Origin of the sequence: Dactylosporangium sp. McL0621 (assembly GCF_049995355.1) — a bacterium.
Classification (GTDB): domain Bacteria; phylum Actinomycetota; class Actinomycetes; order Mycobacteriales; family Micromonosporaceae; genus Dactylosporangium.
Map to the genome: position 1 here is coordinate 5,215,104 of NZ_CP188259.1, position 13,398 is coordinate 5,228,501.

8 protein-coding genes are annotated in these 13,398 nt (G+C 72.5%); 1 reads left to right on the forward strand and 7 read right to left on the reverse strand.

The genetic code is table 11. The features are described from left to right. Positions 1-179 precede the first annotated feature (179 nt). Both ACPPVO_RS25145 and ACPPVO_RS25150 read right to left on the reverse strand, forming a co-directional pair. A complete protein-coding gene (locus ACPPVO_RS25145; protein ID WP_426513598.1) occupies positions 180-1,436 on the reverse strand; it encodes a cytochrome P450 in 1,257 nt (418 codons plus the stop codon). A gap of 42 nt (positions 1,437-1,478) precedes the next feature. Continuing rightward, positions 1,479-3,071, reverse strand: coding sequence for an FAD-dependent oxidoreductase (locus ACPPVO_RS25150; protein ID WP_426513599.1), 1,593 nt, complete (start codon positions 3,069-3,071; stop codon positions 1,479-1,481). 150 nt (positions 3,072-3,221) lie between these two features. Here ACPPVO_RS25150 and ACPPVO_RS25155 point away from each other — a divergent pair, with 150 nt between their 5' ends. Then, the gene (locus ACPPVO_RS25155) at positions 3,222-4,070 is read left to right on the forward strand and encodes an SDR family NAD(P)-dependent oxidoreductase (RefSeq protein ID WP_426513600.1); all 849 of its coding nucleotides are present in this window, start codon (positions 3,222-3,224) and stop codon (positions 4,068-4,070) included. 51 nt (positions 4,071-4,121) lie between these two features. Here ACPPVO_RS25155 and ACPPVO_RS25160 read toward each other — a convergent pair whose 3' ends face one another. From ACPPVO_RS25160 to ACPPVO_RS25180, 5 genes are all read right to left on the reverse strand, one after another. Next, a complete protein-coding gene (locus ACPPVO_RS25160; RefSeq protein WP_426513601.1) occupies positions 4,122-6,914 on the reverse strand; it encodes a hypothetical protein in 2,793 nt (930 codons plus the stop codon). Beyond that, complete coding sequence (locus ACPPVO_RS25165; protein ID WP_426513602.1) at positions 6,902-9,790, reverse strand: hypothetical protein; 2,889 nt, start codon at positions 9,788-9,790, stop codon at positions 6,902-6,904. Before ACPPVO_RS25165 ends, ACPPVO_RS25160 begins: the two co-directional genes overlap by 13 nt. 132 nt (positions 9,791-9,922) lie before the next feature. Beyond that, complete coding sequence (locus ACPPVO_RS25170; protein WP_426513603.1) at positions 9,923-10,126, reverse strand: hypothetical protein; 204 nt, start codon at positions 10,124-10,126, stop codon at positions 9,923-9,925. A 56-nt stretch (positions 10,127-10,182) separates the two neighbouring features. Then, entirely contained in the window at positions 10,183-10,629 is a 447-nt protein-coding gene (locus ACPPVO_RS25175) for an Hsp20/alpha crystallin family protein (RefSeq protein ID WP_426513604.1), read from the reverse strand. 220 nt (positions 10,630-10,849) lie between these two features. Continuing rightward, positions 10,850-13,243 carry a ricin-type beta-trefoil lectin domain protein gene (locus ACPPVO_RS25180; RefSeq protein WP_426513605.1) on the reverse strand — a complete coding sequence of 798 codons (2,394 nt, stop codon included), beginning with the start codon at positions 13,241-13,243 and terminating at the stop codon, positions 10,850-10,852. Positions 13,244-13,398 lie beyond the last annotated feature (155 nt).

Consider the following 13,398-nt stretch of genomic DNA (forward strand, 5'->3'; position numbering starts at 1 on the left):
TAGGCGGGCCACCTCTTCGGCGACCGTCGCGAACACCACCGGCGACGGCGATCCCCGCGCGACGAGCATCGCGATCCGCCGCATCGACGCCTGTTCGTCGGCGAGCCACCTCAGCTCGTCAGCGCTGCATTCCGGCCTGGGTTCCATAGGGTCCGAGTCAGTCTTCCGGCCCGGCCTCCTCAGGAGACCGACTCCACGAGCCCGGTGGTGCCTCGTGTGCGGCGATCCTCGGCCATGCGGACCCCGTCGAGGGCGACGGGCAGGTGTCGTGGACCGCGGAGGACAGGATTGGGCCGGTACGGTGGCGGATCGGCGAGCAGGCGGGGATGCTCCAGCCGCCGGGCCAACTCGGTGAGCGCGATCTGGGTCTCCAACCGGGCCAGCGGCGCACCGAAGCAGTGGTGGACGCCGCCGCCGAAGCCCAGGTGCTGGCTCTCGTCGGGGAGGAAGTCCATCCGCTGCAGATCGTGGCGGTCCGGATCGAACCGATCCGGTTCGCGCACGTGGTCGGGGTCCCGGCTGCCGGAAGCAAGGACCAGCCGGATTGTCGCGCCGGCCGGGATTGTGACGCCGGTGGTGTCGATGTCGTCCAGTGCCTTGCGGATCAGGATGTGTACCGGCGGTTCATAGCGCAGCAGCTCCTCGACCGTGAGGATGACGAAGTCGGGTTCCCGGCGGATGCGGTCGAGCATCTCCGGGTGGCGCAGCAGCGTCAGCATCCCGTTGGCGATGAGGTTGACGGTGGTTTCGTGCCCGGCCACCAGCAGCAGGCAGGCGTTGGACAGCAACTCCGACCGCGACATTCCTTCCCAGGTGTGCGCGTCAGTGATCATCGCCGAGAGCAGATCCTGGCCCGGCGTCGCACGATGAGCGTCGAGCAATGTGTCGAAGTAGCCGCTCATCTCGGCAACGGCGGCAGCACCCTTACGACGTGCCGGCTCGTCCCTGGCTTGCGGATCGACTCCCTCGACGATGGCGTCGGCCCAGGCGTGGAACCGGGGTTCGTCCTCCAGCGGCACACCGAGCAGGCGGCAGATCGCCGTCACGGGCAGTGCGTAGGCGAAGTCGTCCACCAGGTCGACCTCGGTCCTGCCGGCCAGACGGTCGATCAACCCGGTCACCACGTCAAGCAGGTCGCCCGACATGCTGTCGATGCGCTCGGGCGTGTGCGGCGGGCCGTAGTGCCGGCCGATCACCTTGCGGATGCGGTCATGTTCCGGCGAATCCTTCGAGATGAAACCCGGCAGCGTGACGACCTCGCGCGAGCTGGCCCGAGGGTCGTGCAGCAACGCGGCGATGTCGCGGTATCTGCTGACCACGAAACTGCCGTCGGTCTCGCGGACGACCGGGGTCTTGCGCAACTCCCGGTACAAGGGGTACGGATCCGCCCGGTGCGTGGGGTCCAGGATCTGCTCGAATACGCTGGCCGCTGCCATCACGGTTTCCTTCCCGTCCTTGATCGACGATCCCGGCGACGCTCAGCCGCTGTGCACGAGCACCGCGCGGCGCTCGCTCGGTTGGTGGCCGGTGAGCACCACCGTGGCCTGGAAGGACGGCTCCGGCCGCATCTCCACGGGCACCGGCTGCCGAGTGGGCGACGGGTCGACGGTGCGCATCCGCGGCGGGAACGGTGCGGCCTGCTCGATCAGGTCGCGGTAGAAGTCGAGCCACATCCCGTGGTCGAAGGCGACCGCCGCGGTGATACGGCCGCGGCGGCCGTACGCGGCCACGAACCGGCGATCGGCCGCGGAGCCTTGCGTGACGACGATCTCGTCGGCGAACGTGGGAACCCCGATCGACTTGATCTCGGTGCCGAACTGGGTGGACCAGAACACCGGCAGGGCGAGGTGCGCCCAACGGTCCGGCCCGGTGCCGATCATGTTGTGCGCCGCGATCTCGGCCTGGTCGACGGCGTTCCCCCAATGCTCCAGGGCCATGAACTGATACTCGTAGAGCGGGTGTGGGAATCGGGCCACGTCACCGGCGACGAAGATGTCGTCGGTCACCACGCCGTTGACGTCAAACACACGACAGCCTGCGTCACAGGCCACACCCCAGTGACCGGCGGCCAGACCCGACCCCTGGAGCCATTCGACGTTTCGCTCGCTACCCAGGGCCGCGACGGCCACGTCGACGTCCAGCGTGCTGCCGTCCGACAGCCGCGCCCGGCGAACACGCTCGTCCCGGTCGCCTTCCAACGCGAGCACCGACGTGCCGCTGCGGAGGTCGACGCCGGCGTCGCGCTGCATCTGGGCCGCGACCCGGCCGACCGCGGCGCCCAGCGCGCCGGCCAGCGGTGCCGGTCCACGGTCGACGACAGTGACGGGCAGGCCCAGCTCGCGGCAGTCCGAGGCGACCTCGCTGCCGATAAACCCGCCGCCGACCACCAGCACGTGCCCCGGTCCGGCCGCCAGCCGCTGCCGCAGCCCGGCCGCGTCTGCGCGGGCGCGTACCGTGAACACGCCGTCCAGCTTCGCCTCGTCGGCGTTGTGCCAGGGCCGGGCTCGCACCCCGGTCGCGATCAGCAGCCGGTCGAAGGGCACCGCCTCGCCGTCGGCGAGCAGCACCCGCTTGTTGCGCCGGTCCAGCCCGACGGCCGGCTGCCCGAGCCGCCAGTCCGCGTCCAGCCCTTCACCGCGGGGCAGCGCCGTGTGCTGCGCCGGCACCCATCCGATCAGCACCTGTTTGGACAGCGGCACCCGGTCGTACGCCTTGTCGGGCTCGTCGCCGATCAGCGTCAACGACCCGGTGAAGCCTTCGCGGCGAAGGGTGTCCGCAGCGCGCAGTCCGGCCAGGGACGCACCGACGATCACGATCCGTTCCACGCCGGTGGGCGTCTTGGCGGGTCGCGTCCCGGCGGCGGCCGCGGTCGCCTCCGGCGGTCGCGGATCCAGCACGATTGCCCGCACCGGACATGCCGCTGCCGCTCGCAGGACCTTCTCCCGCTGTGCGTCGTCCGGGTTCGGCTCGTAGAGCAGCGCTTCGTCGCCGTGCATCCGGAACACCCCGGGCGCGGCAAAGACACACTGCCCGTACCCCTGGCACCGGGTCAGATCGACCACCAGTCGCATGGTCCTACGCTAGGACGACCGCCGGCAAGCCCGCCTCATCCCAGGTGGTGAACACCATTCTCGGGCGGAGGTGGGCCCACCGGAAGGGCCGGGCGACGCCGGCATAGGCCGGGCCCTCACGGGTATTGGTCCCTGGTCGCCCTCAAGCACGTGTCCGACGACGCAGGCTTGCGGCTCCCACAGGCCTGCGCGCTGCAGTACCGCACCGCGACACACGATGCATCGCATATTCGCCGCAGGGGAGTACTCATGACCAAGCTTGCCGGCAAGACCGCGGTCGTCACCGGTGGCACCACGGGTATCGGTCTCGCGTCGGCGCGGCGCCTCGCCGCGGACGGCGCCCACGTCTTCGTCGTCGGACGGCGCGAGGAGCAACTCCACGATGCCGTTTCGGACATCGGCGCCAACGCGACAGGTGTTCAGGCGGACGTATCGAATCTGGCCGACCTCGACCGGCTCTACGCAACGGTCGGCGAGCAGGGTCGCCGGGTGGACGTGCTCTTCGCGAATGCCGGTGTCGGCTCGTACGCCACGCTGGAGCAGGTCGACGAGCAGCACATCGACAAGATTTTCGACATCAACGTCAAGGGCGTGCTGTTCACCGTGCAGAAGGCCCTCCCGCTGCTCAACGACGGCGCGTCGGTCATCGTGAACGCTTCGACGGCGGCCGACCGGGGCGAGGCGTCGTTCGGGGTGTACTCCGCGTCGAAGGCTGCTCTGCGCTCCTTTGTACGCACCTGGGCCAACGAACTCAGGGCCCGCAACATCCGGGTCAACGCCGTCGCACCGGGCCCGATCGACACTCCCGGCATCGAGGGTCTGGCCCCCGACGCGGAACGCGTCGCCCAGCTCAAGTCCGACCTGACGGAGCAGGTACCGATGGGCCGGATGGGACGGCCGGAAGAGGTCGCCGACATGGTGGCGTTCCTCGCCTCGGATCAGAGCTCGTTCGTGACCGGATCGAACCTGTATGTCGACGGCGGGCAGAACCAGGTGTGACGCTGCCGGCCGGGAGGCAGCCGCCGGGTGTGGCGCCGAGGTGGCCTCGCGCTATTGGGGTACGGCGGTGCCGAGGAGCAGCCACGCCGCAACGGCGCAGACGGCGCCGAGGGGCAACGCGGCGATGACGAGCGCCGCCGGGGACCACCATGCGACCCGGCGGGTTACGCGGGCCGGCAGGCCTTGGATGCGCAGCGGTGCGAGCTCGCCACGCGGCGCGGTGATGGTCGTGACGGCCAGCCCCGCAACGCCGAGCAGCACCGAAAGCATTCCGGCGAGGACGAAGAAGCGCAGGGCCAGCGCCGAACCGGCCCGGGCCAGGACGGCGCGTTCGTCGGCGACGGCGCGCCGCCCGACGATGGTCAGCCCGGCGGCGGTGAGCGCCGCGGCGATCGACGGCGGGGCGTCGCGGGCGAGCCACACCTCGCCGAGGTCGGTGAGCTCCGAGCCGGGCGCCGCCCGGTCGGCGGCCTCCAGGTCGACGAGCGTGCCGCGCCGGCCGAGCCGGGGCAGCCGCTCGGCGTGCCCGACGACGGCGGCGCCGACCGCTCCGTCGAAGGAGGCGTAGGCGCCGTCCGGCGGCAGCGGGCCCGTCGACACCAGCGGGAGGGCGGGCGGTACGTCGGGCGGCAGCAGGCTGCCGGCCTCGCGGCGCGGTGACGGCGGCAGTGTGACCCCGAGCCCGTCGCCGGTGGCGGTGGCGGTCGCCCCGGACGGCATCCGCCAGTCGACGCCGAACGGCGTTCCCTGGATCGCGTGCAGCGTGAGCCGGACCGGCGGTCCGAGATAGTTCGGCAGCCCGAACTGCAACGAGACGAGCCGGCAGCCGGCGGTGCAGGCCGGCGACGGTGCGGTGTACACGTGCCGGCCGAGCGACAGGGACCCGAAGCTGACCTCGGCCCGCTGGACGCCGCCGGCCGGCGCGACGAGCGCCGTCACCGTCGCCGGCCGGCCCGCGAGGTCAACGGCGGTCAGGTCGAGGTCCACGGTGGCACCGGTGAGCGTCAGGCCGGTACCTGCCGCCGGCCGGAGCCGCGAGGCGAGCGCCGACACCGGCTCGGACGAGTAGTCGGCGGGCCAGTAGGCCACGGCGGCGAGCCGCGTCGAGTCGACGGCGAGGGACGACGGCAGGTTCGCGCTCACGGCCTGGATCGGGACGGCCGCCATCGCATAGCGGCCGTCCGGGTCGGCCGTCCGGGTGGCCTTCAGCAGCTCGGTCCGGGTGGTCTGGCCGATCGAGAGCACGGTTGGTGCGCCAACGGTCAGCTCGGCCCGGTACTGCTGGTCGCGGTCGGCGACAACGGTTTCGAGGCCGGCGAAGCCGAGCGAGCCGAACGCCACGACGAGCAGGACCAGAAGCCGTTGCGCGGCCGGCCGTCGGGCCAGCCGGAACGCGGTGAGCGAGCGGACCAGGGCGCCGCGGCGCAGGCTGCGCCCGGCCAGCCGGGACGCCAGCGGCCGCAGCAGCCGCGCCGCGACCAGCGCGAGCGCGGCGATGACCAGTGCCGGGGCGACGAGCGTGACCCCGGTCAGCACGCCGCTGCGGCGCTGGAACACCGCGGCCGCGGCGAGCAGGACGACAAGGGTCTCCAGGGCCAGTGTCGGCACCCGGGCGGAGCCGCGGTCCACCTCGCGCAGCAGCGCGACGACGGGCGCGCTGACGGTCCGCAGCTGGACGGCGAGGCCGGCGAGCAGCGCCCCGAGGACGGCGATCCCGGCGTAGGGGAGCACGGCCGCGTCCAGGTGGGCCGGGGCCGGTGCGGCCGCGCCGACGAGCAGCCGGCCCACGAGCAGGCCGACCGGCGCACCGGCGAGCACGGCGAGGATCGTCTCCCCGGCCGCGAGCCACCACAGGACCCGCCTCGGTACGCCCCGCAGCGCGACGACGCCGTACTCGTGGCGGTGCGCGCGGGCGGCGTTGGCGACCGCGAAGAGGATCACCGCCCAGGCGAGGACCACGACGGGGATCGCGGCCAGCGGCATGACGCGGTGGGCCTGCTCGCGGCTCCGGTCGATGCGGTCGAGCAGGTCAGGCAGCGACGTGCTGACGCTGACGCGTCCGTTGTCGTCGTCCTCGGCCGCGGCGGCGAGCCACCCGCGCAGCGCCGCCAGCCGGTCGATGGTGATGGCGCCGTCGGTCGCGGAGGCTTCGAACGACTGCAGTTCGCGCGGGTGGTCGGTGCCGGCGAGCGTGTTGCGCGCGACGTACATCGGGTCGTTCTGGTAGTCCTGCTCGCTGCGGGTGGCCCGCCCCCAGTACAGCTCGGCCGGGTCGCGTGCCGCGACCAGCCCGACGATCGTCATCGTCCACGACTGGCCGGCGGGGACGAACGTGTTGAGCGCGCTGTTGAACGTGGTGGCCTGGTTGTTCACCCGGTCGCCGACGGCGAGCCCGAGTCGCTCGGCGGCAGCCTTGGTGAGGACCGTCTCACCGCCGCCCATCAGGCACCGCCCGGCCACGACGACCACGTGCGCGCACAGGTCCTCGCGGAAGGCGATGCGGCGGACCTGGTCGCTGCCGGCGGTGTCCCGGCCGGCCGGCATCGCCAGGAACTCCGTGCTGAACACGCTGACGAACCCGTCCAGCTGCACCTTCCCGGCGGCGAGCCGCTCGAACTCGTCGGGCATCGCACCACCCGAGGCACGCTCGACCGGTGCCGACACCCACACCGTGCGCTCGGCGTTGCTGGCGTGCTCGACCTCTCCGGCGACCACCGCCCGGTCGATCGCGGTGAGGTAGATCGGCGCCGCCACCGCGGCGGCCGTGGCCAGCACGGCGAGGAGCCACAGGGTCAGGGCCTGGCCGCGCCGGGCACGCAGCATCGCCAGCATCAGCGCCGCCATCGCCGCCCGCTTCGGTGGTACTGCGGGGCCAGCGCGCAGGCGGCGAACAGCGCCGCGATGACCGCCACGCCGACGAGCAGCGCGAGTGCGCGCACGCTCGGGGCGGCGGCCCGGTCGGGCCAGCCGTCGGTGAACACCGGCACCGGCGAATGGGTCAGCACGCGGGCCACGGTGGCGATGAGCGCGGCCGTCAGCGCAGCCAGCACGGTCGGGACCAGCGCGGCCCAGCGCCCGGCGGCGCTCAGCGCCCGGGCCGGCACACCCTGGCGGCGCAGGGCCACGAACTCGTCGCTGCGGGCACGGCGCTGGACGGCCGCAATGACCACGAGCGCGATCGCGGCGGCAACCAGCCCGAGCAGGCCCATCAGCAGGCCGAAGCGCGCCGCCGCCGCCGGGCCGAACCGCGCCTGCCGGGCATCGGCCGCGTCGACCGAATCCTCGCCGACGATGGTCAGCCCTGCGGCGCGGAGCCGGTCGGTGAGGTCGGCCGGCGCGCCGGGGGCGAGCCACACCTGCTGCCGTTCGGCGCTCGGAGCGCCGCCGGCGACCCGCTCGGCGTACTCGAGGTCGACGAGGATCCCGCGCGTGCCGATGCCCGGCAGGAGCGGTACGGCGAATGGTTCGACGGGCACGGCCCGGCTCCCGAAGGGGTCGAGCGTGCCGGTGCCCCGCCCGTCGGGCTCGGGCAGCCGTCCGGCCACCGCGACCGGCAGCGGCACGGGCGCGTCGACGACGTAGAGCCGGTCGTCGATCGGCAGCTTCGACAGGCCGGCCGTGACGGCGGCGAGGGCGAGCCGCCCGTCGTACGAGCGCATGCTGACGGTCGCGGCGATGTTGCCGGCGCCGGTGCGCCAGCGGCCGGGGTCGGCGAAGACGGCCGGCGTGATCACGGCCTGGCCGTCGGCGTCGAGCTGGCGCAGCTCGACCGCCCGGCCACCGACGAGCTCGAACGAGACGAGCCGGCACCCGTTACGGCAGTCCGGCACGCTCGCGCCGACCGTGCCACCCGCGCCTTCGACGGGCGCGAACCGGGCGGTCACCGGCAGGCCGGTGGCGGCGACGACGAGCGTGGCCAGCAGCACCGGTGGTCCGGTCGGTGGGTGGGCACCGACGTCGGGCAGCGCGTCCGCGGCCGGTACGCTCGCCGCCAGCGTGAGGCTGGTGCCGGCGAACGTGATCGGCGCCGGGGCCGCCGGTCGCAGCCGGCGGCTGTCCAGGGCCGCCGGCGCGGCGAGCACATACGGCAGCCGGGGCGAGTCGACCGCGAGCACCGGCTCGCCGGCCGGGCCGGCCGCGGCGACGACGGCCATCGCCTCGTGGCCGCCCGGGTCGGCCGAGCGGACCGCATTGAGCAGGCGGACCCGGTCGCCCGGGGCGACGGTGAGCACCCGCCGGCCGCCCACCTCGACCTGAGAGCGCTGGTGCCGGGCGTCGCGGGCCTCGGCCCAGTCCTGGGCGGCGAGCATGAACAGACAGCTGGCCGCGGCGAGCAGGGGCAGCATGCGGTACGCCGAGGAGCGCCGCGCCAGCAGCAGCGCGCCGAACCCGGCCGCGAGCCGTCCGGTCACGAGCGCCGAGCGGCCGACGGCCGTCGCGGCGGGCACCAGGAGCCGGCCCACGAGGATCGCCGCCGACGCGGCCAGCAGCGCCGGGGCGAACAGTTGCACGCCGATCGTGTCGCTCGTCGCGAGGCTCTGGTAGGTGCTCGCCCCGGCGAGCGCGAGCACGCACACCTCGACGACGGCCGCGCCCAGCCGCGGCGGTTTCGGGGTCGCGGTGTGCAGGAGCCGCTCGACCGGCAGCCGGGTGGTCCGCCAGTCGGCGAGCACCGCGGCGGCCAGCGCGGCCGCCAGGACGCCGCCGGCGATCGGCAGCCGGTCCAGGCCGCCGGTGAGGGCCCCGACCAGGCCGCCGACCACGACCCCGGCCGCAAGCGGCACGCCGCTCTGCCCGCTCGTGGCCACCAGCACCCGCCAGCGCCGTGCGCCCCGCAGCGCGAGCTGCGCGGCGTCGAACCGGCGCTCCTCCGCGGCATACCGCGCGGCGATCGTCATCGCCAGCCAGCCGATGACGGCCAGCTGCACGGCGGCGACGAGCACGCCGCGCTCGACGGCCCGCCGGTCGGCGGCGATCCGCTCGGCGAGCGCCCCGCCGGTGGTGCTGACCTGGAGCGGTACGCGATGGATGCGGTCGATCGCGGGCGCGAGGTCACCGTCGTGGGTGAACACCGGCGGACTGAGCATCGCGTCGAAGGTGGCCCGGACGGTGGCACCGGCGGCGGCCACTGTGTCGAACGTCGTCCAGGCGGCGTCGGTGGCCGTGGCCCAGTACCACGACAGCGGTTCGGCCGGCCGGTAGATGCCGACCAGCCGGAGCGGCCGCGGCGCCGAGGCGGGCCCGGTGGACACCTCGAGGGTGTCGCCGACGCGTACGCCGAGCCGCTCGGCGCTCTGCCCGCTGAGGACCACGTCGCCGGTCGCCTGCGGACAGTGCCCGTCGACGACGGCGTTGGCGCACAGCTCCTCGCGGTACCGCAGCGGGATGAGCAGTCGCCGGTCACCGGCGGTGACCGTTGCGGCCAGCTCGATGCCGGCCGCTTGGCCCTCGACCGGCAGCGCCAGGGCGCGCTGGGCGGAGGCCGCGAACGTCTGCAGCACCGTCGCTCCGGCCAGGTCGACCGAGACCTTGCTGTTCGCGGAGACGGTGCGCTGCGCCTGCGGGGTGGCGGCGATGCGCGCGGCGGTGGCGGTGTCGACCGCCCGCGACGTGTACCAGGGCGCGAGGCTCAGCGCGGTGGTGACCAGCGTGGCGAGCAGGAACATGGCCGCGGACACCACTCGGCGGGCGACGAGCGCCCGACAGATCAGCGCGAGCATTCGCCGTGCAGCCTCCGATTCACCGGATCAGTGTATGGACGATCCGGCTGCAGGCAATCCGGTCGCGCGTCGGCCGACGGGGGAGCGGGTGCCCGCCGGCCGAGCGTGCGCTGCGGCCGGCGGGCGTGATGGTCAGGTGGGCTGGTTGTTCGTTCGGTGTCCGGTCGTCGTCTCGGATGCCGGTGGTTGGCCGCCGGCCGATGCCGGCCAGTTCGCTTCGGTGAGGGACGCGAATTCTGTATCGACGAAGTCGGTGTCGCGGCTGACGAGCTCAGCGAACATGGCGTCGAATCCGCGGTCCCATTCCGGCGACAGCCCGGTGCGCGGTCCCGGCATCACCGATCACCCCCTTCGGTGCGGGTGTGCCGCTCGATTGCTGCGGCGGGACGAGGTCAGCTGCGAAGGACCTTCTGCTCCGGTCCGGTGCGGTCCGCGACGGTGATCTTGCGGGGCTTCGCCTTCTCCCGGATCGGGATCCGCAATGCCAGCACGCCGTTGTGGTACGTCGCCTGGATGTTGTCGGTGTCGAGGGCGTCGCCGAGGAACATCTGGCGGGAGAAGACGCCGAGCGGCCGCTCCGAGAGCACCACCTGAGCGCCCTCGCCCGGATCGACCGGGCGGCGTTCGGCGCGGACGGTCAGCAGGTTGCGCTCGACGTCGATGTCGATGGCATCCTGGTCCACGCCCGGCAGGTCGAAGGCGATCACGAACTCGTCGCCGCTGCGGTAGGCATCCGCCGGCATCGCCGCCGGATGCGTCCACGTTCCGTTCGGGGACGTGCCGAACAGGTGCTGAGCGAGGCGCTGGACCTCCACGAAAGGTTCGCTGCGCATCAACATGACTGGCCACCTCCTGAACTCGACGGACGTGTCAATGCGCGATATCTTTCTTGTACCATGTCGTCGTTCCGACGACAAGCGAATCGTCAACGCGACGATGACACGGTCGCCCGACGGCAGTATCGCCTCCGGAGACGCCAATGGCCGTGCGCCCCCGGGGCCGGCAACTGCCGGCCGGCCCCAGGGGCGCATCCCGTGCGTCGGATCGCACTTCAGGGTGTCAGCCGCGAATCCACTGCTGGTTGGTCCCGCCGTTGCAGGTCCAGATCTGCACGGCGGAGCCATTGGCGGTGCCGGCGCCGTTGACGTCCAGGCACAGACCCGAGCCGACGGCCACGATCGTGCCGTCGGCGTTCAGCCGCCACTGCTGGTTGGCCCCGCCGTTGCAGGTCCAGATCCGGGCGCGGGTGCCCGACGTGGTGCCGGGCACTTCCAGGCACTTGTTGCCGTACACCGTCAGCTGGTTGCTCGACGTGAGCGTCCACTGCTGGTTGGCCCCGCCGTTGCAGTCCCAGATCTGCACAGCGGCACCGTCGGTCTGGCTGGCCCCGTTGACGTCCAGGCATCGGTTGGCGCCGGCGCCGCGCAGCTCGCCGGTGGGGCCGCTCGAGCCGCCGGCCGCGGTGACGGACAGGTTGTCGAACTGTGCGGTCACGCCCTGGCCGGTGCCGTAGCCGATCTGGCCGGCCACCCAGGTGGAGTCCGAGACGCTGCCGACGGTGGTGCCGTCGATGGCGGCGCTGAGGGCGCTGCCGTTCAGCGTGAGCGACAGCGAGTGCCAGCGCCCGATGCCCAGCGCCGCCGTCGTACCGCTGGCCAACGTCCGCCAGTTGCCGCTGGTGTTGTTGCTCAGGATGGACCACGCGCCGGTGTCGGAGACGCGGAAGTAGTAGCCGTTGAGGTTCTGCGGGCCCTGGTGGTTGTAGGTGTTGCCGCGGCCGATGAGCTGCGCGTAGCCGGACTTCTCCAGCATGACGTCCGACGAGACGGTGTAGTTGCGCCAGGTCAGGTCGCCCAGCAGGGCGAAGGGCTCGGCGTGGCCGGACGTCCAGTAGATGGGCGCCTGCTCCGACATCTGGCGGACGCACTGTCCGGTGTGGCCGCCCCCGCACCCGGTGATTTCGAAGGAGCCCTGCTGATCCATGAGGTACTTCGCCTCGCGGCCGGTCGCGTAGCCGTCGAAGTTGTCGCTGTACGGCAGCCGCAGGTTGCCCTGCGCGGGACTGGCCGCGGCGCCCTTGCCCTGCCCGCTGGTGGTCGTGATGCTGTACACGTAGCCGGGCTGGACGGTGAGCGAGAAGGCTCCGCCGGACGGCGTGATGTCGGCGCCGCGCACGAAGTTGTCGGCCGGGTTGCTGGACCGGACGTTGGTGGACCATACGTGCACGGTGCCGGTCGACAGCCCGCCGGCGACGCTGAAGTTGAGCGTCTGCGCCGCGGTGGCGTCCATGGTCTCGACGATGGTGCTGTAGTCGCCGTTGCCGGCCGACCTGAGCGAGACGTAGCTGCCGTTGTTGCGGTTGCCACCGATGTAGCCGCTCGAGCTGTCGAGGTAACGCCAGCCCGGGGCGGTGAACTGGGTGGTCTGCGCCATCACCCAGGCGCTCTTGCCGAGGGAGTAGTAGCCCGACCACGGCTGCTGCGCCACGGCCACGCCGGTGGTGGCCCAGGGAATGTTGGGGGTGATGGCGGCGATGACGGGCCAGTTGATGTAGGCGGTCATCTTCCCGTCGATGTAGCCGCGGTTGACGCCGCGGGCGAGTGCCGGCGCGCCGGCGTTGTAGTCGTCGGAGCCGTTCTCACTGGCCCACAGCGCCTTGCCGGTCGCGACGGCGTTGCTGGAGCTCGGGCAGCTGGCCTGCGAGCTGCGGTACCCGCAGACGTAGTGGCTGCCGAAGACCGACACGGCGCTGGCGAACGCCGGGTCACGCAGCGACTCGTCGGCGGCGGCCCACCCGAAGTCGTCGGACGCCACGAGCTTCACGCCGGTGTACCCGCGCGAGTTCAAGGCGGAGCGCAGGTTCTTGTACCAGGTGGCGTTGTAGCCCTTCTCGTTCCAGCCACCGAGGTAGTTGATCGTCAGCCCGTGCGTGCCGGCGCAGTCCAGCCAGGCCAGGAGGTAGTCGATCGAGTCGTTGGACCAGAAGTTGCCGTTGCCGATCCAGCCGGGGGCGCCCCACGCCAGGCCCACCAGGTTGATGTTGGGATTGCGGGCCTTGGCCTGCTCCATCAACCACCACTCGTAGCCCCGGTTGCAGTTGACACTGCCCCGCGTGTGCTCGTGGCTCGGCTCGGCGCCCGACGTCGAGTTGGTGTCCCCGCCGATCTCCACCTTGAGGACCTGCATCGCCGCGCCGTAGCCGGGCTTGAACAGGTAGTCGAGGATGTCGCTGCGCTGGGGCTCCGGGTAGTCGACCAGCAGCCGGCTGTTGCCACCGCCGCCGCTGACCGCGCCGACGCCGTCGAACACCCGGCCGCCCGACGAGCCGTTGATCGTGATCGACGTCGCGGCCTGTGCGGCGGACGGGAATCCCACCAGCACGCTTGCGGCCGTCAACGCAATGCCGATCGCGACCGCTACGCGCACGCGCCGGCGATTCGCTCTTTGCAACATCTGATCTAGCCTCTCCGTCGTCCGGATACATCAGACGTCTTACGTTAGGTCGGCGCGATTCATTGGTCAATTTCGATTGGGTAGGGCGGTTGCGCGCCGTCGCGCGAGCGTGAAACTTTCCGGGTTCGCGGCGGTCGGCCCGCCGAACGGCGACC

Excerpts from the sequence above, each read along its gene's own strand:
- ACPPVO_RS25145 (WP_426513598.1), bottom strand. The coding sequence starts at position 1,436 with ATGGCAGCGGCCAGCGTATTCGAGCAGATCCTGGACCCCACGCACCGG.
- ACPPVO_RS25150 (WP_426513599.1), bottom strand. The coding sequence starts at position 3,071 with ATGCGACTGGTGGTCGATCTGACCCGGTGCCAGGGGTACGGGCAGTGT.
- ACPPVO_RS25160 (WP_426513601.1), bottom strand. The coding sequence starts at position 6,914 with ATGGCGGCGCTGATGCTGGCGATGCTGCGTGCCCGGCGCGGCCAGGCC.
- ACPPVO_RS25165 (WP_426513602.1), bottom strand. The coding sequence starts at position 9,790 with ATGCTCGCGCTGATCTGTCGGGCGCTCGTCGCCCGCCGAGTGGTGTCC.
- ACPPVO_RS25170 (WP_426513603.1), bottom strand. The coding sequence starts at position 10,126 with ATGCCGGGACCGCGCACCGGGCTGTCGCCGGAATGGGACCGCGGATTC.
- ACPPVO_RS25175 (WP_426513604.1), bottom strand. The coding sequence starts at position 10,629 with ATGTTGATGCGCAGCGAACCTTTCGTGGAGGTCCAGCGCCTCGCTCAG.
- ACPPVO_RS25180 (WP_426513605.1), bottom strand. The coding sequence starts at position 13,243 with ATGTTGCAAAGAGCGAATCGCCGGCGCGTGCGCGTAGCGGTCGCGATC.